The organism is Synechococcus sp., from assembly GCF_982614295.1.
The window spans coordinates 1-21,673 of sequence record NZ_CEXBMR010000005.1 but is presented as its reverse complement, the minus strand read 5'-3'; the positions used below and the strand labels follow the sequence as shown (position 1 = coordinate 21,673).

Here is a 21,673-nt window from a genome sequence, read left to right as displayed (position 1 = left end):
GAGCTCAGTTGGGCCCCAACCATTTCTGCCCGTTCAGCCTTTGCACCGTACGACTCACAAGCAGAGCGAGTGTGGTTTTTTTTTCATCAATTAAAAAAGATTCCAGCAAGCTTGGATTAGATCCGGCTTCAGCAAGGGCAATGGTTTTTGAACCTTGAATGTTGTTGCTTAAAAAGCAGAGCCAAAACCTTCTGCCTCCAGGCAGTTCACCCGCCACTTGCCAACACATTTCACCCACCACAGGCATGGGAGCTTGCTCCAGCTGCAAGCGCGTGAGCAGGCCTCCGTAAGACTCAATTTCTTTTGCAAGGGCAGGCAAAAAAAGTTCGGGAATAAAATTCTCGAAGGGTTGATCCTCCGGTTTAGGCGCAGGTGCTGCTTTGGGGGCCGAATCAGTCACCAAGTAACCGGATGAGGTTTTACCAAGCTAAAACAGCGCTCACCAATCAGCCTCAATGGAGTCATCCCAATCCCCTGGATTTTGAGAGGAAACAGGCGCTTGTTTTTTACTCACTACCTTGAAAGGAACAGACACCGTGGGGGCAGGTGCCTGGGGATCTTGTTCAGGCCAAGCTTGAGATTGGGGGGCTCGCTTTTGCTGAGCTGGTTCAGATTGAAACTGGGTTTTGAAGTTGGACTTTGATTCTGTTTGGTTTTGGGCGTCCAGCCGGCGCCTTCTTGGCAATGCTGAGGCCGCACTAAAAGCAGCGCCGATGGCGGCACCACCGCCAGCCGCCAGCATCACCCAGCTGCCAAGGGGCAGGGTTGGGGAAGACCAGAGCAAAAATTTCAAGCGGCTCGGCGTTGAAAGATTGAATAAACCCACAACCAGAGCAACCGCAAGGGGTAACAGCAGTGGCAGTGCCAGTATTTCCCTCATCGCTCTTGAATTGGACCTTCCCAGCGCCGCAATGCACCCAATTCGTAGCCAAACAAATCAAGGATGCGAATTACTAAAAAATCCACCATGTCGTTGAGGCTTTCGGGCTGGTGATACCAGGCCGGAATCGGTGGTGCAATCCTTGCGCCCGCTTCAGCTAGAGCGGTGAGGTTGCGCAGATGAATCAAATTCCATGGCATTTCACGGGGCGCTATCACTAATGGGCGTGCCTCCTTGAGCTGCACATCAGCGCAGCGTTCGATTAAATCTGTGGCGATTCCTGCTGCCACCCGGCCAACGGTACCCATCGTGGCCGGCAGGATCAACATGCCGCGGCTGCGATAACTGCCACTTGCCATAGGAGCTGCTTGGTCATTCCAGCGGTAACAACGCAACTCACCCTTGCTGGTGCCGCAGTGCTGGCGAAGCACCTGCTCCTGTTCCTTTGGCGCAACAGGGAGCAGCACCCCCATCTCAGCTCTCCACACCTCAAAAGCACCACGGCTCAGCACTAGATCTACGCAGTGGCCGCCCTCCAAAAGCAACTGCAAAGCCCTTAATGCGAGCACCTGAGCGGAGGCGCCGCAGACAGCAAGCAGCAAAGGAGCATCAGGGGCAATTATTTCAGGATTCTTCATCCTCACCTTCATCTTCAAGCGGTTGAAAAGAGTGATCTATTTCTGGCTGAATTACCGCTAAATCAATTTGATGACGCAACACATCCACCTTGAGCACCTCCACTTCAACTGGATCACCGAGCTTGTAAGTGCGGCGATTTTTACGGCCCACCAAACGGTGTTGGCGGGAGCGATATTCATACCAATCGTCTTTTAACGAACTCACATGCACCAAACCCTCCACTTGGGTGGGGGGTAACTCCACAAAAAAGCCATAGCTTTGAATTCCGCTAATTACCCCGGCAAGGGTTTGACCCACCAGGGTTTGGGCCTGCCTTGCCCTAGCAAGGGCAAGGGCATCAGCTTCCACCTCATCGGCAAAGCGGCTGCGGCCATTCAAACGATTTGGTAGTCCATTTGCCATTGCCTCTTGAAAAGGAGCCAATTGGCTAGCGGTGAGCAAAGCCCATTCAATTTGGCCATGGCAGCTATCACTACTCAGATCAATGCGGGTTTTATGGCGCACGCTGGGGCGATCCTTAGCTTCTGTAAGCAAGCTCACCAGCAGCAGTTGATTCCAGATAGCGCTGTAGTGCAGCGACGCAAAACACCAAGGGGCATAAGCCAGCGGTTCAGCCGCCAGGGCATTTTCTTGCGGCACCGCACTCAGCTGCACCGGTTTTATGGCTTCGCGCAATTGTTGTTGCAACACTCGAGCCCTCTCTGTGCCAAGAAAAGCCTCAGCTAATGCTGCAGCAGCGGGTGCATTGCCATCAGCACCAAGTTCCAAAGGCACATCAAGCCCAACGGCCAATTTGAGTAGATCATTTAGATCTGCAGGATCGGGGGCAGACTGGTTGAGAAACAAGCCCGGCAGTTCAAGGGCTGCGAAATGACGGCCAAGGGCTTGCTCGGCAGGGCGCACCAATTCCCTCAACCAAGTAATTGGAGCGTTAGCAGCCCCGCTGGCAAACCAACCACTACGCCGCTGATCAGGTAATCCCTGCGCTTGTTCCTTAAGGCTTTCAAGGGGAGGTAGAGGTAAATCAAGATCGAGGCTCGCGCCTGCTGCTAGCCGCTGCTGGCGCAGAACTAGCACCAAGGTTTGCAACTTCTCCAAAAGAGGTAGATATTCCTTTAGTGCTTTGAGAGCAACGGGGGTAGTGCGGGCTTTGGGCTTGCGATTAATAAAAGCTTCCATGCTTTTTGAATCCAAGGCAGCATCAAGCAGAACGCTGGAACGGCAGAAGTGGTAATGCAACAACTCCCCTTCTGGGCTGAGATCAAGGGAAACAGAGAGGGCGCTGTTTTCTTTTCCCACCACCAGAGCAGCTGCCTCCTGCAGGGGGGCAGGCAACAGCGCCAACCAATCATTGCCAATACAAATCGCTTCCCCCTGTTGTCGCAACCAGCGCTCCATTGGGCCATCGAGGCTGAGGCGTTCTGCCACATCTGGCCCGTGCAGCCATAGGCGGGTTCCAGTGCTAGTGGTTTCGATCGAAACTGCAACGGAAGCCGGTGAATTTTCAGCAGCCCAGCCCTGCAGCAGGATTGTTGGTAATTCAGTGAGATCTTCTCTTCCGGCTGCGGTTGGCGTTTTTAAAGTAATGCGGCCGCTAAAGCCGGCTGCATTAAGCCGATGGCGTGCCAATAACAGCTCCAAATCTGCTGAGCCGCCGCCCATGATTGATAGAGAGCGGCGCACATGGCCTTGAGCTGGAAATTGCCCCACAGGGAAGCGATCTAATTCCACCTCCACAAGAGCTTCTGCGGCACGTTCAATATGTTCAGCATCAACTTCATCCAGCTGAATTGCTGCATTGAGGCGATCATCAAGCGCAACAGCCAGAAGTTGTGCATCTAAACGTTCCACCTGTGCCAGAACTGTGGTGTTCGCGCGCTCGAGGATGCACTGCACCCCCCCTTCTGGGGAGCGGCGGCGCCCCCCTTCTCGAGTAACTTTTACCAGTACACGATCACCATTCCAAGCATGGTTTAACTGATGATCGCGGATATAAATATCATCGGCTCCGTCGTCTCTTAGAGCAAAGCAAAAACCTTTACTGGAGCAGCGCAACCGCGCCTCAATCAGGGTTTCGTTATTGATACGACTAACGCCCTGCTCCGCTTGGCTGAGCAGGCCCACCCGCTCTAATGCTTGAAGAGCTAGCTCTAAATAGTGTTTTTCTTTTACGGTTTTAAGGGCTAACTTTTTTTCAAGTTCCTGCACTGAAACTGCCGATTCACCCTGCAATTGCTCAAGCAGGTTGGCAACGGAAAATTTCATGAGAAGGCAACGCTGCCAATAATTGAAATCAGCTTAAGGCTGCTCCGGCTTAGGGCTGTTTGATCGTTTGCGATAAAGAAGCTTTTACCAAGCGGGCACCGATGATTAGAAAGCCGAGGGCTGCCGCCAATTGCAACAGTTCTGTGGGCACAAGTTCAGCTAAACCGCCACCTAAAAGTGCCCCCAAGAAACTTGCAAGCACAAGAGCGGAAGCGCTGCCAAGGAATACGAACAAAGGCCTATTGCTGGTGCCGCTAATAGCAACGGTTGCCAGCTGGGTTTTATCGCCCAATTCCGCTAAAAAAACCGTTGTAAAGGTGGAGCCAAGCAAAAGCAAATCGGAGGAGATAACCATAAAGTTGAGAGCCATCAAGTTGAAAGAGATGAGCTTGAAAGAAGTGAACTCAACACTTCAAAACCCAGCAGTCCGCCAAGTATCAACATCAACACGCCAGCTAGTAATTCCAGCCGCTGGGGTGAAATAAAAGCTGCCAACCAAAGTCCCAGCAACACACCCACCAAACTTGAAGCGATAAGCGCTAATGCCGAGCCAAGAAATACCAATAAAGGTCTTCCCGATTGAGCTGAAAGCAGCAGAGTGGCCAGCTGCGTTTTATCCCCTAACTCCGCAAGAAAAACCGTTACGAAGGTGCTCGTAAAAATCGCACCTGCAGCAGGGGCATTGCTATTTGGTTCGGATTGCCCGGTCAAAGCGCTTGCGTTCAAGGCTTTTGCCACCGTATTCCACGCGGATCTGCGCTTGGCAACATTCAATCGCGAAACTGTTTTGCTCTTCTAAGGGAACATCAAATAAATTTGCTAACTGATCCACTCGGCAAAAGTCTGGTCGATCGGCATAAATCCTGCAGCGGCGAGCACCGGTATCGAAATGGACGCACCAACCATCACTACCAACCATCCCAAGATAGGTGTGCTTTTGAGCTGGAGATAACGCTGCTAATGCTTCAGGGCGCTGATTCGGATCTAAACGGCAGCAGGCGCCGCAATTACTAATGCAAGTCCAGCTGTAACAAGCGGTCACGGTATTAACCCGAAAAGATTAGAAAAGGCATCTGTGCCCATTAGGCTGATTGGATTAATAACTGTGCAAATTGCAATGGGCATCGATTTCCACTTGATTGCAAATTTCGGTGCCTTAGCGCTGATCACTTTGGCGGGCCCTGCTGTGATCTTCATCCTCTTCTATCGTCGCGGCGCCCTTTGAATAGTTTGCCCCTAAACGGGCTTCGAATAATGCAGTTAAGGCGTGATAAATCGGCTGCGGCTGCAAACTGCGACTAACCATCGCCGCCAAGGCGCTGGCGAGTATTAACCCAGGCAATAGTTGTTGATCGCCACAGAGCCTCATTGCAAAAAGAATAGAAAACAAAGGCAATTGAGTTGCACCAGCAAGGCAGGCCCCCATGCCGATAGCCATGCCGAGAAGCGGATCTTGTTGACCCAGCAGCGGCATCAAAATGCTTCCGGCCACTCCTCCGATCGCCAAGGCAGGATCGATCAAACCCCCAGGGATCCCCACCCCAAGAGCCAATACTGGCCCCAATAACCGCCCCAGCAGTGTGCTGATCCCTTGCAGATTGTTGATGCTGCCACCCCTACTCACTAAATCCAGCAACACAGCAGATCCATCGCCATAGGCCCTGCCACCGCTGATCGCTGCTAATAAAACGAGCGCACCTCCCAATAACAAACCCACCCTTAGCGGTTTGAGTAGAGCGATGGGCTGCATCAGTTTTGTTGCCCGCAGCACCATTCCACTAAAAAGTGCTCCCAGTAAGCCCCCCATTAGCCCTAAGGGAAGCCCAAAGCTGATCTGTTTCCATTGATCAAGATTGCCTGGAATGATGCCGTAAGCAAACATGGCTTCTCCACCACCGGCAGCCACAAGGGAGGCAGGCAGAACTATTGCAAGCCCGGCCCAAAGCAAGGGCATATTCCAGCGCTGCATGAGATCTTCAGCGGCAAACACAACACCCACTAAGGGGCTATTGAAACCGGCGGCAAGGCCTGCCCCACCCGCAGCGGCATAAAGCAGTGGGGCGCTCAATTGGGCCAGGGGAGCCCTCAAGTAACTGCGCAGTAACCACACCAAAGTTGCACCGATAAATACAACTGGCCCCTCCCTGCCGAGGGGGAACAAACAAAAACTGGCAAGGCTCCAAAGGCCGCAGCGCATCAAAAGGGGGCCAATTTTTAGAAAATCAGCGCTCCGCTCTGGCTCTTCAATACAAAGTGCCACCTGTGGAATTCCTGAACCCATGCCCGCTCGCCAAACACCACGCTGCAAAAAACAAAGCGAGGGCATTGCTGCAAGGGGCAACCAAATGCGCCAACCAAGGCCTTGATCAAAAGCAGTTATCAATTGATCGTCTGCCCATTGGTCAATCCAATTCAAAGGAAGGCAAGCAAAACCGATTAAGAAACCGAGAAGCAGCATTGGCCACAGCAAAAACCACCAGTGGCGCGGCGACATGGGAGGGGTTGGGCTGATCATTAAGCAACTAAACCCAAGGCCTGGGCTGCCTCTTGCACGATCGCAAGAGTATGGGGGTGAAGATTTTGAACATCGTGATCATGCGCCAACCATGGCACCCGTAATTCTTCACCGGCTGGGTTGCGGATCAATAAATCAGAGCCTTGTTTTTCGCATTGATAACGGCGTTTGCCCCTCATTAAAACTACTGTTTGTGCTGCGCTTGGTCGCAGGGCTTCCACTTCTAATTGGAGACGGGGTTGCCCTTGCCAATGGTCTTGCCGCAACCTGAAGGCAAGATCAAGAAAACGAGCGCTCGGTTCAGGGCCCGTCCAACGCCAGGCCATAGCCGTAAACGTGCTGCTGCCTTCAGCTGCCAACTCAAGGCAGAGATGGCCACCACGCAGTAAGCGCAAACGCTTCACTTCGCAATGTCGCGCCCAAAAAAGCGGGGTGGGATTTCCCACACCAAATGGCTCAAGCCGCTGCAGTTGATGCAAGAAATCAGCATCAATACGCCCTAAAGGCAATAAGGCCTCTGGTGCCACCAACAGGGCGCTGGAGCGGCCCTCAAGCCACTGGGCAGCAAGCTCTGAAAGTTTTTCCTGCAGGGGGGCCACCTGATGGGCCATCACTGTGAACCCACCAGCCGCTGGATGGCCTCCAAATCGCTCCAATAGGTGGGCGCAGGCCTGCAGCGCTTGATCAACAGCAAAACCTTGGGGGGCCCGCACAGAAGCGCGCAGCCTGCCATTACCTTCGCCGGCAAGCATTGCCACAGGTAAACCCCAACGTTCCACTAAACGGGCCGCCACGATGCCAATTACACCGTGATGCCAGTGGTTTTGCGCTAATAGCAAAAACGGCGGTCGCTGGGGCCCATCGGCCTCCACTAAGGCATTGGCCTCAGCTTCAATGCCATCGGATAGGTCTTTACGTTGCCGGTTCAAGGCTTCGCATTGATCGGCTAGTTCCAAAGCGCGGTTTGGATCGCTAGTGGTGAGTAGTTCCACCGCAAGGGCTGGATCTGCTAGACGGCCAACAGCATTAAGCCTTGGCGCTAAGCGAAAACCCACCGCTTGGCTATCAATGCTGCGATCTTCCAATCCAGCCAACTGGGCAAGGGCACGCAAACCAGGCAATTTGGAGCGGTGCAAGTTTTTAAGCCCCTCCTGCAACCAAAGGCGATTTACCCCCACAAGTGGAGCCATATCGGCGATGGTGCCGATACAAAACAGATCAAGGGCAGCCTGAAGCGCCTCAACTCGCTTCAACCTTTGCGCCAAAGCGCGGGAAAGCACATAAGCAAGACCCACCCCCGCTAAGCCGCGATACGGGGACCCCTTAGGGGTGGTGGCCGGATGCAAAAGCGCCAGTAATGGCGGCATTAAGGCCGGAATTGTGTGGTGATCGGTAACTATCACCTCAAGGCCAAGGATTTGGGCCCGCTCAAGGGCCTCCCTGGCGCTGATGCCGTTATCAACGGTTACTAATAAGCGGCAGCCCTGGCTTGAAAGCCTTTCCACCATGGCAACATTGAGCCCGTAGCCATCTTCTTGCCGGCTGGGTATTGCGGCCACAGGATTTGCCCCAAGCCGTTGTAGAACCCCCAGCATTAAAGCTGTACTGGTTATGCCATCTGCGTCGTAATCACCGCATATCGCCACTAATTCAGCATTACGGCAGGCAATTTCAAGGCGATCAAGGGCAGCGCCTAAATCTGGGAAATGATCCATTGCCGCAGGAGCAGCTGCTGGCTTAAGCAGGGCCGCCACCAGTTTTGGATCAGAAATGCCGCGGCGATTAAGTACCGCCAGCAGTTCGGCAGGTAAATCAGCGCTGCTTACAGGGGCGCTGGAAACCAGGGGCTGGGGCAACTGCCAGAGGCGATCTGGGGAGGGAGGAGAATGAATCAGGGTTGCTTAGATCAAATCTGCACAAACGCATGATGCCCCCCTGCGAGCACTTCTATTGAAATTTCTTCGAATAAACATTGCTAAATTACAAATGTTGGCGGCTTAAGTGGAAATGCCTCAATCGACTCGTTTTTATAAGCTTCAAGAAGTTCTTAGCAAACAATTCCTCGGCTGGGTAAGCAGCAGTTGGTATCAAAAAAGTGTGCGATTACTCGCCCTTTTGATGGGCTACTACCTAGCTGCAAATTTAACAAGTATTTATTTAAATTTTACCCGGCTTCAAAGCGTAGGTGCCGTGGGATTACTACTAATAATTGAAATTAATGTTAGAATAAGGACAGTTTCAAATCTAAACAAAAACAAATTGATTTGGGTAATATCTGATAATTTACGAATGGGCGCTCTATATGCAGTGATATTAGAGGCCTTCAAGCTAGGAAGCTAAAACTGAATCATTCCTCTTCTGATTCAGCTTCATCAGGCATTGGATAAATAAATCCCTGGGCCCGGCCGCTGAGCACCGCTTTACCCAAAGACATGGCTTTTTGGGCAGCGACCCGTGCTTTTGCCTTCCAGGTTGCATGGCGCTGATTGCGCTTTCCTTTGGAGGTTTTCTTTTTAGGAACAGCCATCCGGGCTTACTTAATATCAACTAGCAATCATCCAACGTCGAGATACCATCCGTCAATCGCTAAGCTTAGATAAGTAAAAAACAGTTGTGTTTAAACCGGATTTGAGCAAACCCCCCAGCTATAGCGGCCTGCTCAAAGCCATCCGCAGTGGTGAGGTGAAGGAGTTAAAGCTTTTGTCGCGCAGCGATCAGGTGCTGGTGCAGTTCAAAGACGGCCGTGAAAGCCGGGTGGCAATTTTCAGCAACGACCAGCAAATCATCCGCACAGCAGAAGCGGCGCGAGTACCCCTCAGCGTTAGCCCCACAGACCCTGAAGGGGCAGGCAGCGGACTGCTGATCAACCTTTTTCTTGGAGTGTTACTGATAAGCCTCCTGGTGTTGCTGTTGCGGCGTTCCGCTTCCGTAGCTCAAAAAGCGCTTGGTTTTGGTCGCAGTCAGGCCCGGCTGCAGCCAGAAGGGAGCATCAATGTGCGTTTTGAAGATGTTGCTGGTATCGATGAAGCAAAAGCTGAACTTCAAGAGGTGGTTACTTTTTTAAAGGAGCCAGAACGTTTCACAGCTGTGGGCGCTCGCATCCCAAGGGGAGTGTTGCTGGTGGGCCCGCCGGGAACAGGCAAAACATTGCTGGCCCGAGCAATCGCCGGTGAAGCTGATGTGCCCTTCTTTTCGATTTCCGCCTCTGAATTTGTAGAGATGTTTGTGGGGGTGGGGGCAAGCCGGGTGCGCGATCTATTTCGCCAGGCAAAGGCAAAGTCGCCCTGCATAATTTTTATCGACGAAATTGATGCTGTTGGCCGCCAAAGAGGAGCCGGTATCGGCGGGGGCAACGATGAAAGGGAGCAAACCCTTAATCAGCTGCTCACAGAAATGGATGGATTTGAAGACAATTCCGGTGTAATCCTGCTGGCAGCCACCAACCGTTCAGATGTGTTGGATTCCGCCCTGCTGCGGCCAGGGCGTTTTGATCGCCAAATCATGGTGGAGCTTCCAGATCGCCGCGGCAGAGAAGCAATTCTTGGCGTTCATGCCCGCACCCGGCCCCTTGGTGATGATGTGTCTTTAGGGATGTGGGCCCGCCGCACCCCCGGTTTTTCTGGCGCGGATCTAGCCAATTTGATCAATGAAGCTGCAATCCTCACCGCACGGCGGGAACGGCTATTCATTGATGAACAATCAATGAATGATGCCCTTGAAAGGGTAACCATGGGGTTAGGGGCCAAACCACTACAAGACAGCGCCAAAAAACGCCTGATCGCATACCACGAAGTGGGTCATGCCCTGCTCACCACGCTGCTGCCAGCAGCAGACAATCTCGACAAAGTAACCCTGCTGCCAAGGGCAGGTGGAGTTGGTGGTTTTGCTCGCACCACGCCCGATGAAGAAATTCTCGATAGCGGCCTAATTAGCAAGGCCTACCTCCAAGCGCGGCTAGTTGTAGCTATGGGGGGTAGAGCAGCGGAAATGGTGATTTTTGGTGATGCTGAGGTAACTCAAGGCGCCAGTGGAGATTTTCAAATGGTGAGCCAGATTGCTAGGGAAATGGTTACTCGCTACGGCTTCTCAGCATTGGGACCTGTAGCTCTTGAACAGCAAGGCAATGAAGTGTTCTTGGGGCGCGACTGGACCCGCCCAGAGCATGGCTATTCCAATCACACCGCAAAACAAATAGATGCCATGGTGCAACAAATTGCTAGAGAATCTTTAAATCAAGCTATCGAATTACTTACACCAAGACGTAATTTAATGGATGCATTGGTGGAGGCGCTTATCGAATTAGAAACCCTTGATGAAGTGAGCTTCAACAAAATCGTGCGTGCACACGAAGGCGAATTCAGCCCCCAGCTACCGCAGGCACAATGCTCACCTCATCACCAGCATTAAGAGGCGTGTTTTGATTTTCAAGAAAACGTATGTCTTCGCTGTTTACATAAAAATTAAGAAACCGACGCAATTTGCCCTGCTCATCACATAAACGATTACCCAAACCGGGAAAAGCAACATCTAGAGCTGTAATCAACTCTTGAACAGAGCCCGCTTCAAGCTCCACCGATGCTTTATCCGCGGTGAATTTTTGCAGCGGTGTTGGGATTAAAACTTGAACAGACATTGAATAAAAAGCAGGATGAATAGTGGAATTGCTAAATATTAGGCAACGGTTTCCCAGGTGGCTCGCTGAAGCGACTGGGCCCGCTCCCAAGCGGCATTAAAGCTTGCCAATTGGGGTTCGATCGTGTGGGCTTCACCCACAGCAGAACTAATGGCCTCAGTTGTTTTCAAGCCATTGCCGGTGATATAAACAACTGTGGTTTCGCTGGGATCAATTTTTCCTTGTTCCACCAATTTCTTTAAAACTGCAATGGTGGTGCCCCCTGCGGTTTCGGTGAATACCCCCTCAGTTTCAGCAAGTAACTGAATGCCTGCGATGATCTCGTCGTCGTTTACAGCTGCGATTGAACCTCCCGTGCGCCGAGCAAGATCAATGGCATAGGGGCCATCGGCCGGATTACCGATGGCGATTGATTTTGCGATCGTATTTGGTTTAACCGGAGTGATGAAATCTCTACCTTCTGCAAAAGCTTGGGCAATGGGGGAGCAACCCTCAGCTTGAGCGCCGCTAAAGCGCACCTTCTTTTCATCAACTAAACCCACCTTGATAAACTCATCAAAACCTTTACTAATTTTGGTAAATAAAGAGCCGGAGGCCAAAGGAGCAACTATGTGGTCTGGCAATTGCCAACCCAACTGTTCAATAACTTCATAGCCGAGGGTTTTGGAACCTTCTGAGTAATAAGGGCGCAAATTGATATTAACAAAACCCCAACCATAAGTATTAGCAACTTCGCAGCAAAGTCTATTTACTTGGTCGTAATTACCTTTAACCGCCATCAAGGTGGGGTTGTAGATCAAAGTACCGAGGATTTTACCTGCCTCAAGATCTGCTGGTATAAAAACACAGCAATCCATGCCGGCGTGGGCGGCGATTGCTGCAGTGGAATTGGCAAGGTTGCCGGTAGACGCGCAACTAACCGTAGAAAAACCAAGCTCTCGAGCGCGGGTGAGAGCAACACTCACCACACGATCTTTAAAAGACAGCGTGGGCATATTCACACCATCATTTTTGATATAGAGGTTTTTTAAACCAAGCCGGCGAGCGAGGCGATTCGCCTTAAGCAGTGGAGTAAAACCGGTGCCCACATCGATGGGATCGCCCTCAACGGGCAAAAAATCGCGATAACGCCATATCGAAATTGGGCCTGCTTCGATAGAAGCGCGGGTGGTGCGGGCCCGAATTGCGTCGTAGTCGTAAACAACTTCTAAGGGGCCAAAGCACACGTCTTCGCAGACATGGCGGGCTCCAGCCCCGTATTCATGGCCGCATTCCTTGCAACGCAGGCCTTTGAACGTAACCGAGGCGAGAGTAGACGTCACGGCTGAAAAATGTATTGGCTAAAGCTAGCAGTGCCAATCGAGTGCAGCATTTAATCCCGACCCCAGCAGTTGGGTATTAGCTCAAACCACCTGCTTGCTACTGGCCCGGTTTTGTTTAATCTCGCCCCATGGCTGCTACCACTTCTTCAAGCTCTAAACGGGCAGCATTATTAAGCCTGCTAGCGGCAATATTGCTGCTTTTATTTGTTTTACCAAGGCTCTGGGTAGAACTGGCTTGGTTTGGGCAATTTGGCTTTAAGAACCTTTTGCTCAGGCGCTGGACTTTTCAGGGCTTGGCATTTATTACTGCATTGGGATTGGGAATTCCCCTGCAGCTGCAACAACTGCAACGCTGCTGGAATCTGCGCAACAAAAGTTCAACGCAGCAAGGGGGGTTAATAGCCTTAAAGGGATGGGGCTTCACTTTTGTATTGGCCTTACTGCTGGGGCTGCTTTTACTCGGGCTTACTTATTTATTAACGCAAGCACGTGGCTTGATCAACGCCCCCTTTAACGATCAGGTGTTGAGCGGCTTTCCAATGCTCGCAGACCTACCGATGGGCCTGCTCTTAAGCCTGGCGGTAGCCCTGTTATTCCCACTGCTGCGCTGGCCCCTTTCCACCCTGCGGGTGGCATTAGCAGCAGCCCTGGTGGCTTCAGCCACTGCCCTGGCGCGGGGCTGGAGCCTTTGGTTGCCTGCACTAATGGCGGCCCCTTTTGGCCAGGGAGATCCAGTTACAGGGCTAGATCTCAGCTTCACAGTGCTGCAATTGCCCGCCTTGCGGCTGGTGCTCAGCGTATTAATTATGCAATTGCTTGTGGGTTTGGCCGCCTGCCTTTGGATCAGCATCAGCGGCGGAAATAGCCTGAGCGACTGGCATTTCAGCGGCTTAACAAAACCTCAACAGCGAGTGCTGCAACCGCAACTGGCAGCTTTGGCCTTGGTGGCAGCCTTGATCGCTGCTTTGAGCCCCTTTGAACTGATGGTTTCTGGCCATGGCGTGGCCGCTGGAGCCGGTTTTGTTGATCTTCATGTGCGCTTACCCCTGCGGCTTTTGCTGGCGCTTTTGCTGCTGCTTAGCTCCGCGGGGCTAATGATTCACCTACCGGCGGGATCGTTGCAGCGAGGCTTATTGGTGCCACTGGCCTGCACAGGGGTAGCAGTACCGATCACAGAATTACTGATCGCTCCTGTTGTGCAACGCCTGATGGTGCAACCAAGGGAGCTGCAGCTGGAACGCCCATACCTAGAACGCACTATTACCGCCACAAGGAAAGGCTTCGGCCTCGATCAGGTGCAATTGGAAACCCTGGAGCCACGCCAAGGCCTTAGTGCTGCAGATTTAAAGGAGGGGCCAGGCACGATCGACAATCTCAGGCTGTGGGATACGCAGCCCCTACTTGCTACAAACAGACAATTGCAGCAACTGAGGCTTTATTACAGCTTCCCCTCTGCAGCAGTTGATCGCTATGGACTCAGCAACGATCCAAATCGAGGCGCTCAGCAGGTATTGATTGCCCCAAGGGAACTTGATGCAAATGCCCTGCCTGGAGAATCTCGCACCTGGCAAAACCTACATATGGTTTTTACCCATGGCTATGGATTTACCGTATCTCCTGTAAATGCATTCGGCCCAGATGGCCTGCCCTTGTTTTTCATTAAGGATCTTGGCCGCAGTAGCCAGGTTCAGGGTTTAGCGGAACTAGGTGTTAACAGCGCAGAAGTGAAAAGGGAGATACCAGTGGGTAATCCGCGGCTGTATTTCGGCTACAACTCCGCTTCTTATGCAATCGCACCAACAAAAGTGAAGGAATTTGATTATCCAGAGGGTGATCTAAATATATATTCTCATTATCAGGGATCAAAGGGTATTCCCCTGGAATACAATTGGCAAAAAATATTTGCGGCCCATTATCTAAGGGAACCAAGGCTATTATTTACCGGCGCATTACAAGCAAATAGTAAATTGCTACTGAGGCGTCAAATTCATAGCCGCTTAAAAGCAATAGCACCATTTTTACGCTTTGAGGATGCTCCTTACCTTGTAACAGCGAGGCTGCCGGCTAGCAGTGGTTTTAAGCGCGGCGTGCATCAATTTTGGTTTGTAGATGGATTTACTACCAGTAGAAGCTATCCATACAGCGAGGCAAATCCTGAGGGTTTGAGATATCTACGCAATCCGGTAAAAGCATTGGTTGATGCCTACACCGGTGAAGTGCATTTTTATGTAAATGATCCTCAAGATCCAATCCTGCGTACCTGGCAAAAAGTGTTTCCTGAGTTATTTTCTCCCTTAGCTGAGATGCCAAAAGAATTGCGTAAACATCTTCAGGTACCCCAGAGCCAGTTTGCAATCCAAGCGGAGAAATTATTGCGATTTCATGTAACAGATGTGCGCACTTTTTACAACGGTGATGATGTGTGGGGCATACCGCTCGAGATTTATGGCAACAGTAGTGTGGCAGTGCGCCCTTATCACGTAACCCTACAATTACCTGGAGAAAAAAGACCCGAATTTGTTTTATTGTTGCCCTTCTCACCACTTAAGCGACCCAATTTAGTGGGATGGCTAGCTGCCCGTAATGACGGAGATGCCTATGGCAAGTTAAAACTAGTGCGCTTTCCGCAAGAAAGGCTTTTGCTTGGTACGCAACAAATAACAGCTCTAATTGAACAAGATCCGGTAATTAGTGAGCAATTTGGCCTTTGGAATCGCCAAGGTTCAGAGGTGATACAAGGCAACCTCTTAGTGGTACCAATCGGGAAGGGCTTGCTTTATGTGGAGCCTATATATCTAAAAGCTCGCAATGGAGGCTTACCAACCCTCGTGAGAGTTGTGGTAAGTGATGGGCGCAGATTTGTAATGGAACGAAATTTGAATACTGCCTTAAATCGCTTAACATCCAAGCAAGCAAACAACAACGATAATTAAAGCAGATAAAAGCTGCTGATTAGCAATAATAAATATACCATCAATAGAAAAGATCCTTCAAACCAATCAAGTTCGCCTTCACTGCTAACCCATTCCACAGAAAAGACTGCAACAATAACAGCTACCATTGCTTGAGGGCTAAAAAAGATTCCCAAAGGCTTACCTATGTAAGCACCAAAAAGTACCAAAACTGGCAATACAAATAAAATAATTTGCACACTTGATCCAACCGTAGAAGCAACCGCAAGATCCATACGATTGCGTTGAGCGGCCCGAACTGACACAACAAATTCTGAGGCGCTCCCAAAAAGTGGCAAGAGAAATACACCGGTAAAAAACGCACTTAAATTGAAACGTTGCGCTGTTGCAGAAAGTGCATCTACAAGGGCTTCTGAACTAAATACCAAAGCCAATGTAGAAATAGAGAGAATCAAGATAGGGCCTATTAATAAAGTATTGTGATTCTTACCTTGATCAGGTTCTACAATATCATTTGGAAGCGAATCATTGCTAATCACATCTTTGGGAATAGAGAATTGAAAAACGAAAGATAACGCGTAAAACACTAATAATGCAATGGATAAGATTATTGAGTATTGCTCGTGGCTCTGCTGTGAATCAAATTGGTTAAGATGATCAAGCATACCGGGAACAAAAGAAACTAAAACAACAGCTAATAATAATTTTGAATTCAACAGGGCTGTTTTTACTTTAAATGGCAAGGTTTGATTTTTAAGCCCCCCAAGCAATGCAGCCAAACCTAAAACTAACAGCAAGTTTGTAACCAAGCCCCCAACAATTGAATCCAATACAATTTCGTATAAACCGTTAGTAAGAGCTGAGAATGCAATTACTAATTCAACTAAATTACCTAATGTAGAATTAAGGATGCCGCCCCAATTATCTCCCAAGTGCTCAGCAATCTGTTCCACCGATTGGCTGATTATTTGGGCAATAGGCACAATTGCAATGCCATTTACCAAAAAAATAATTAATGGATTAATCCCCTGGCCTTGGTGATCAAGCACCAAACCCAGGGGTATAAAAACTAATAACGGCAACAGCGGCGTACGCAGTGCCGAAAAATTAATCACACGTAAAGGGAACCTTTTGCATAAAGCCCAGAGTAGTAATTGATATCGCGTTGTTTGATCTTGCTTGCATTACCTGCAGCCCAAAACTGTTGATAACGATCTAAGCACACCTGCTTCATATAAGCGCGGGCGGGTTTATTGAAATGGCGCGGATCGAAGTTAGTGGGATCTTTAGCAGCGGCTTCACGCACCGCAGCAGTGAAAGCCAAGCGATTATCAGTGTCGATATTTACCTTGCGCACACCATTGCGAATACCCTCTTGGATTTCTTCAACAGGCACACCATAGGTTTCCGGAATAGCACCACCGAATTTATTAATCATATCAAGCCATTCTTGGGGAACTGATGAAGAGCCGTGCATCACTAAGTGGGTATTAGGGATTGCCTTATGGATTTCAGCAATCCTTGAAATCGCCAATACTTCACCGGTGGGTTTACGGGTGAATTTATAGGCGCCATGGCTGGTGCCGATGGCGATTGCCAAAGCATCAACTTTGGTTTTAGTAACAAAATCAGCAGCTTCTGCTGGATCCGTTAACAGCTGGGAATGATCGAGGGTTCCCTCAAAACCATGGCCATCCTCGGCTTCACCCTGGCCGGTTTCAAGGGATCCAAGGCAGCCCAGTTCACCTTCAACGCTCACGCCGATGGCATGGGCAACACTCACCACTTCCTTGGTAACCGCCACGTTGTATTCGTAGCTGGAGGGAGTTTTGGCATCGGCTTCAAGGGAGCCATCCATCATCACTGAAGTGAAACCGTTAGCAGCAGCGCCAAAACAGGTGGCAGGGCTATTGCCATGGTCTTGGTGCATTACCACAGGGATATCTGGGTAGGTTTCAACAGCCGCCAGGATCAGGTGGCGCAGGAAATTTTCACCTGCATATTGGCGGGCACCGCGGGATGCTTGCAGAATTACTGGGCTATCGGTTTCATGGGCTGCCTCCATGATCGACTGCACCTGCTCCAAATTGTTCACATTGAACGCTGGGATGCCGTAACCGTTTTCAGCAGCGTGATCTAGCAGTAGGCGTAGCGGAACAAGCGCCATGAGAAATTCTGTGGTTTCTGGGCGACTTTACCGCGAAGGCTTGCGCCTATGGGCAGATCCGGCGGCTGTTTTGCGAGAAGTGCGTGCTTGGGGCTTTCCCGGTGGCTTTGCCGCAGGGCCTGCAGAGATCGGTTTTTCCGGCTCAAAACCAGGCACCACCAGGCGTGGCAGGGAAGAACCGATCAAATATTCAATAGCTTTTAGCAATTCACGTTCATCAGCGCTAACCAAAGAAAGCGCATGGCCGGTTTGGCCCGCTCTACCGGTGCGGCCAATGCGATGCACATAATCTTCAGGAACATGGGGTAAATCCATATTCACCACATGGGGCAACTGGGCGATATCGAGGCCGCGGGCGGCGATATCAGTTGCCACCAGCACTCGCAATTCCCCAGCTTTAAAACCACTAAGGGCTTTGGTGCGGGCACCTTGGCTTTTGTTGCCATGGATTGCAGCAGCTTGAATACCTTCTTTAATCAGCCTTTCAGCCAACTTATTAGCGCCGTGTTTTGTGCGAGAAAACACCAACACCTGCTGCCAATTGTTACTGAGAATTAAATGACTTAACAAGGCGCCTTTACGGCCTTGATCAACAGGATGAATGCACTGATCAACGGTATCTGCAGTGCGATTTTCAGGATTCACCTGGATTTGCACAGGTTGATTTAAAAAGCCCTCAGCAAGTTTGCGAATCGGGCCTGAAAAGGTGGCTGAAAACATCAAGTTTTGACGTTTTGATGGCAACCACCGCAGGATTTTGCGGATGTCGTTGATGAAGCCCATATCGAGCATGCGATCAGCTTCATCAAGCACCAAAAGCTCAAGGCGGCCGAATTCGATAATTCCTTGGCTATGCAGATCAATCAACCGACCAGGGGTAGCCACCAACAGATCCACGCCGCGGCGTAAGCGATCGATTTGGGGATTGATCCCAACCCCACCAAAAACCACTGCGCTGCGCAAGGCAAGACCATTGCCATAGGTGGCGGCACTTTCAGCAACCTGAGCTGCCAATTCCCTCGTTGGGGTAAGAACTAGGGAGCGCACATGGCCGGGGCCCGCCTTAGTGCCATGGCGCAATATTTCAAGCATTGGCAGGATGAAACCCGCCGTTTTGCCTGTGCCGGTTTGGGCCGCAGCCATTAAATCCTTACCGCTCAATACAGCTGGGACCGCTTGCTCCTGAATTTCCGTTGGGGTGTTGTAGCCGCAACGTTCAAGGGCCTCCAGCAGAGGCCGGCCCAGGCCAAGATGAGCAAAGCCAGGGGCCGGAGAGGGGAGTTCTTTCACCTATCAACTATGGACTAAGAACGGTTAAGTACTAAGAACGGGGTTGGATCTTGATCGCGGCGATGGCGGCGGGGCAAGGCAGCAGGCAGGCGGGAGCCGGAGAGGGCAGCAGTTTCCTCAAGAGCTGCGCGCAATAAACGTGCGGCATGGATTCCCATATCGCGGGGCACGCTGATGCGATCCCTCAAGTTGCGTAAGCCAAGCTCACTATTTGGAGGCGGCTGGCAGGGCTCCCCTGAGATCAATTTGGTAAGAGCTGCCCGCAAAGCTGTTTCGCTAAGGCCTGCAGTAGTGGCCAAAAGGGTATAACGATGTTTCAACACCCGCATGAGCGCTTCAGCGGCGGGATCAGCTCCGCACGCGGGGGCACCTGCATCACTGAGCTCCTGCCATGAACCAGCATCAATCCGCGCCGCCCAGTATTTGGCAGCAGCACTGCCATTGCTATAGCAACCGCCCATCTGGGGAGGTAGATCGTGGGAATGGGTGTGATGGTCGCTGCGGGTGCCGCAATAGGTGCTGCGTTGCTCTAAGCCAGTGAACCAACGATCTATCGAAGGCCAACGTTTACGTAGTTCATAACCTTTGTAATAGAGAAGGCTGCTATTCATCCGTTCCACATAGGGCACAAAGGCGAGATCAGCACTGCTGAAATCATTAAAGAAAAAGGGGCCCGCCCCCTGCTCAAGGGCAGTGGCCATGCGCTGCATTTGGGCATCAAATAAGCGCTCACCTTCTGTCTCCTGGCCTGGGTAACAAAGCCAGGTGCACCAAGAGCGAAATAAATCCCTTTCTAATTGGCGCAAAGCTAAAACTTCCGGATCTTGAATAGAACGGCCATTAACACCACCGAGCACACCAAAGCTGCGCTCTAACGCAAGCAAGATCACATCACTTTCGGTAATCATTTGGCCATCAATGCTTAAAGCCGGCAACATGCCAGATGGCACTAAGTTGCGAAACCAGGCTTCCTTTTCGCCGTAGCAAAACATCGAAACCTTTTTAATTTGATAAGGCACCTGCTGTTCCTCCAGCCAGAGCCATACCTTTTGGCAATAGGGGCACCAGGCATGGTGATCGCGGTAAAGCACCACGCGAATTTCCGCAAGGGGCCTACTAAAAGGGCGCAGACGCGCCTGGCTATTGGCGGGGCCTTCTGAGCGGTTGGGCTCAGGTGGGGCAAGGGCCTCCAGTTGCTCCCAACTCAACATTGATTTTTGTGTGCACTTGGCCACACAATTGCAGCAAATGGGTGGTTGTGGTTACAAAAGAAAAGGACCCGGCGACGTAGCCCCTCCGTCGGCCAAGAGCGCCCAGCCCTGGCGCTCCGAGAAAACCCCTGGCAGAGCCGGGGGTTTTCTTGTATCAAGCCCGATTTGCATCCAGATAGGCAAAAACGCTGAGATCGCCCAGATCGGCCTCAGGGGCCATGGGGAATTTCCGCAAGGCGAGCAGCAATAGCAAAAGGCTTTGCAGCCCCAATAGTGCAGCTGCGATGGGGGCGCTAAGCACACCAGCGAGCCAACCAAGTAACAAGAGAGGCAACAAAAGGGTGAGGCCAATCGCTTCTGGCCGTTGAAAACAGAAGAATTCCTTGAAACCCAAACCAGCTAAAGCAGCAAAAAACGGACCCACAGCCCAGATCCAAAGCGGTTGTGCCACTAACGCCGGAAGCATTTCAGAAGGACCCACTTGATAGGCCAATACAGCAGCTCCGAAGCATCCAAATAACCAAAAAAACTGCAACGAGCGATGCAAAACACGCACGTAGATATGAACCCAACGCAGGGCACCACCGAGGCCAAGGCCCATCAACAACAACCAGGGCCAACAAAGGCTTGGTCCCCATTGGCGCCACTGAATAAGCAAGCCGGCCTGAGCAAGGGCAAGCAGCAATAGGGAGAGGCGATAAAACAAAACCTCCTGGCGGTGCTCGGCAGTAACGGTGTATTGGCCGTATACACCTTGGTATGTGGCGGGAGCAGTTGTCATGGCTTCATTGTGGCTTGGATTAAGGCAAATAGCTCTTCGCTGGAAGAGGGGCCGGCCGGAACAATCAGCGATGGATTGAGCGGAAATAGAGCACCGAAATAATCGCGGCGCCAGGCGGCGGGGTAGCAGGTATCAAGAACACCTGGCAGGGAGCAAAAACGGGCCCGCCAAGCCCATAAGGCAGGAAAACTAAACAGTGGTGAACGGCTGCAACGAAATAAGGGCGCATAAACCTGCTCCCAGCGAATCAAGGTTGGGAATAGGCGCACATCAGCCATGGTGAGCTCACTTCCACATAGCCAGGGACCCTGCTTTAAGAGGGCTCCCTCCAGCTGGGCAAGGCCGGCAAATAAGGCCGCCTCCGCCCGGTTATAGGCGGCTTGATTACGGGCAAAGCCACAACGATATACGCCATCATTAATATCATTCTGCATTAAATTAATCCAATGGTTGATATCAACTAGGCGCTGGCTAGGCAGCAGGTTTGGGGCGTCGTTAGAAGGAGAGGGTAAAAAATTTAAAATTTCAATTAATTCAGCACTTTCATTATTAATTATTGAAGCTTTTTGTGAGCCATCACCAGGGTGCAATAAAAGCGGAACCGTGGCTCTGGCTTTACTTTTGGCGCCGCAAAGTTGATATAGCTCAGCGAGGGAATTACAGCCAAAGCGCGGTTCTGGAAATACCCAGCGGCCTGCCTTGGGATCGGGCTCCACAATTAAGAGTTGAACGGATGGCTCCAATTGGCGTAGACGCCAAACCAACCAGGCGCGATGGGCCCAGGGGCAACTGCGGCCAACAACTAACTGAAGCCTGCCTGCCCCCTGCAGGGCCTGCTCCAGTTGGGATTCAAGGCCAGCCCCTGCAAATTCCGAGGGGCGCCTTTGGAAATTTCCATCCCGATCAGCGGGGGCAAGGCCAGCCATCAAACGCTGCCATTCCCATTGCCAAAGGCAGCGGGCCGTAGCTACGAAGGCGGGTGGAACAGTCATGCTTATCACCCTGGCATAGGCAGCACGGATGAAACAACGGGATTTATTAGCCGCTTGCGCCTTGAT

At 51.3% G+C, this 21,673-nt stretch carries 21 protein-coding genes and 1 pseudogene; 4 read left to right on the top strand and 18 right to left on the bottom strand.

Features of this window, described 5'->3' with window-relative positions:
* Positions 1 to 4: 4 nt before the first annotated feature.
* The 7 genes from AC2JC8_RS01640 to AC2JC8_RS01610 are packed head-to-tail and all read right to left on the bottom strand — an operon-like array spanning position 5 to position 4,826.
* Complete coding sequence (locus AC2JC8_RS01640) at positions 5 to 400, bottom strand: DUF2996 domain-containing protein (RefSeq protein WP_484401006.1); 396 nt, start codon at positions 398 to 400, stop codon at positions 5 to 7.
* Positions 401 to 439: 39 nt separating this feature from the next.
* Entirely contained in the window at positions 440 to 880 is a 441-nt protein-coding gene (locus AC2JC8_RS01635) for a hypothetical protein (protein ID WP_484401005.1), read from the bottom strand.
* Entirely contained in the window at positions 877 to 1,518 is a 642-nt protein-coding gene (locus AC2JC8_RS01630; protein WP_484419885.1) for a flavin prenyltransferase UbiX, read from the bottom strand. The genes AC2JC8_RS01635 and AC2JC8_RS01630 overlap by 4 nt, the downstream gene beginning before the upstream one ends.
* A complete protein-coding gene (locus AC2JC8_RS01625) occupies positions 1,505 to 3,784 on the bottom strand; it encodes an RNB domain-containing ribonuclease (protein ID WP_484401002.1) in 2,280 nt (759 codons plus the stop codon). The genes AC2JC8_RS01630 and AC2JC8_RS01625 overlap by 14 nt, the downstream gene beginning before the upstream one ends.
* A gap of 49 nt (positions 3,785 to 3,833) precedes the next feature.
* A complete protein-coding gene (locus AC2JC8_RS01620) occupies positions 3,834 to 4,139 on the bottom strand; it encodes a TMEM165/GDT1 family protein (RefSeq protein WP_484401001.1) in 306 nt (101 codons plus the stop codon).
* Positions 4,140 to 4,153: 14 nt separating this feature from the next.
* A complete protein-coding gene (locus AC2JC8_RS01615) occupies positions 4,154 to 4,495 on the bottom strand; it encodes a TMEM165/GDT1 family protein (RefSeq protein WP_484401000.1) in 342 nt (113 codons plus the stop codon).
* The gene (locus AC2JC8_RS01610; RefSeq protein ID WP_484400999.1) at positions 4,470 to 4,826 is read right to left on the bottom strand and encodes a YkgJ family cysteine cluster protein; all 357 of its coding nucleotides are present in this window, start codon (positions 4,824 to 4,826) and stop codon (positions 4,470 to 4,472) included. Before AC2JC8_RS01610 ends, AC2JC8_RS01615 begins: the two co-directional genes overlap by 26 nt.
* A gap of 75 nt (positions 4,827 to 4,901) precedes the next feature.
* On the opposite strand from AC2JC8_RS01610, the pseudogene psb30 reads away from it, so the two are divergent.
* Positions 4,902 to 4,961: pseudogene (psb30, locus tag AC2JC8_RS01605) on the top strand (photosystem II reaction center protein Ycf12/Psb30); the annotation flags it as partial.
* On the opposite strand, the gene AC2JC8_RS01600 reads toward psb30, so the two are convergent.
* Both AC2JC8_RS01600 and recJ read right to left on the bottom strand, forming a co-directional pair.
* The gene (locus AC2JC8_RS01600; RefSeq protein WP_484401013.1) at positions 4,941 to 6,110 is read right to left on the bottom strand and encodes a chloride channel protein; all 1,170 of its coding nucleotides are present in this window, start codon (positions 6,108 to 6,110) and stop codon (positions 4,941 to 4,943) included. The pseudogene psb30 and the gene AC2JC8_RS01600 overlap by 21 nt on opposite strands.
* A 188-nt stretch (positions 6,111 to 6,298) precedes the next feature.
* Positions 6,299 to 8,155, bottom strand: a complete 1,857-nt coding sequence (recJ, locus tag AC2JC8_RS01595) for a single-stranded-DNA-specific exonuclease RecJ (RefSeq protein WP_484400997.1) — start codon at positions 8,153 to 8,155, stop codon at positions 6,299 to 6,301.
* Between the two features lie 151 nt (positions 8,156 to 8,306).
* On the opposite strand from recJ, the gene AC2JC8_RS01590 reads away from it, so the two are divergent.
* Positions 8,307 to 8,639: a DUF565 domain-containing protein gene (locus AC2JC8_RS01590; protein WP_484400996.1), complete on the top strand. Its 333-nt coding sequence runs from the start codon at positions 8,307 to 8,309 to the stop codon at positions 8,637 to 8,639.
* A 7-nt stretch (positions 8,640 to 8,646) separates the two neighbouring features.
* On the opposite strand, the gene rpmF is transcribed toward AC2JC8_RS01590, so the two are convergent.
* Positions 8,647 to 8,826, bottom strand: a complete 180-nt coding sequence (gene rpmF / locus AC2JC8_RS01585) for a 50S ribosomal protein L32 (protein WP_484400995.1) — start codon at positions 8,824 to 8,826, stop codon at positions 8,647 to 8,649.
* Between the two features lie 86 nt (positions 8,827 to 8,912).
* Between rpmF and ftsH the strand changes: the two genes are divergently transcribed.
* Positions 8,913 to 10,706, top strand: a complete 1,794-nt coding sequence (gene ftsH, locus AC2JC8_RS01580) for an ATP-dependent zinc metalloprotease FtsH (protein WP_484400994.1) — start codon at positions 8,913 to 8,915, stop codon at positions 10,704 to 10,706.
* Here the strand turns inward: ftsH and AC2JC8_RS01575 are convergent.
* Positions 10,657 to 10,932, bottom strand: a complete 276-nt coding sequence (locus AC2JC8_RS01575) for a MoaD/ThiS family protein (protein ID WP_295476180.1) — start codon at positions 10,930 to 10,932, stop codon at positions 10,657 to 10,659. The two genes, ftsH and AC2JC8_RS01575, sit on opposite strands and share 50 nt — an antisense overlap.
* Positions 10,933 to 10,970: 38 nt before the next feature.
* On the bottom strand, positions 10,971 to 12,254 hold the full coding sequence (gene thrC, locus AC2JC8_RS01570) for a threonine synthase (protein WP_295476178.1): 1,284 nt from the start codon (positions 12,252 to 12,254) through the stop codon (positions 10,971 to 10,973).
* Positions 12,255 to 12,382: 128 nt separating this feature from the next.
* On the opposite strand from thrC, the gene AC2JC8_RS01565 reads away from it, so the two are divergent.
* The gene (locus AC2JC8_RS01565; RefSeq protein ID WP_484594088.1) at positions 12,383 to 15,187 is read left to right on the top strand and encodes a UPF0182 family protein; all 2,805 of its coding nucleotides are present in this window, start codon (positions 12,383 to 12,385) and stop codon (positions 15,185 to 15,187) included.
* Here the strand turns inward: AC2JC8_RS01565 and cax are convergent.
* The 6 genes from cax to AC2JC8_RS01535 form a co-directional block, all read right to left on the bottom strand.
* The gene (gene cax / locus AC2JC8_RS01560; RefSeq protein WP_484594087.1) at positions 15,184 to 16,281 is read right to left on the bottom strand and encodes a calcium/proton exchanger; all 1,098 of its coding nucleotides are present in this window, start codon (positions 16,279 to 16,281) and stop codon (positions 15,184 to 15,186) included. The genes AC2JC8_RS01565 and cax overlap by 4 nt on opposite strands.
* Positions 16,278 to 17,333 (bottom strand): class II fructose-bisphosphate aldolase, encoded by a 1,056-nt coding sequence (gene fba / locus AC2JC8_RS01555; protein WP_461564899.1) that lies wholly within the window; start codon positions 17,331 to 17,333, stop codon positions 16,278 to 16,280. Before fba ends, cax begins: the two co-directional genes overlap by 4 nt.
* A 27-nt stretch (positions 17,334 to 17,360) precedes the next feature.
* Positions 17,361 to 18,623 (bottom strand): DEAD/DEAH box helicase, encoded by a 1,263-nt coding sequence (locus tag AC2JC8_RS01550; protein ID WP_484401679.1) that lies wholly within the window; start codon positions 18,621 to 18,623, stop codon positions 17,361 to 17,363.
* Between the two features lie 14 nt (positions 18,624 to 18,637).
* The gene (locus AC2JC8_RS01545) at positions 18,638 to 19,834 is read right to left on the bottom strand and encodes a glutathione S-transferase family protein (RefSeq protein WP_484401682.1); all 1,197 of its coding nucleotides are present in this window, start codon (positions 19,832 to 19,834) and stop codon (positions 18,638 to 18,640) included.
* A gap of 154 nt (positions 19,835 to 19,988) precedes the next feature.
* The gene (locus AC2JC8_RS01540; RefSeq protein ID WP_484401678.1) at positions 19,989 to 20,615 is read right to left on the bottom strand and encodes a DUF2301 domain-containing membrane protein; all 627 of its coding nucleotides are present in this window, start codon (positions 20,613 to 20,615) and stop codon (positions 19,989 to 19,991) included.
* On the bottom strand, positions 20,612 to 21,673 hold a 1,062-nt coding region (locus AC2JC8_RS01535; protein ID WP_484594086.1), incomplete at its 5' end, for a glutathione S-transferase C-terminal domain-containing protein. The genes AC2JC8_RS01540 and AC2JC8_RS01535, both read right to left, overlap by 4 nt.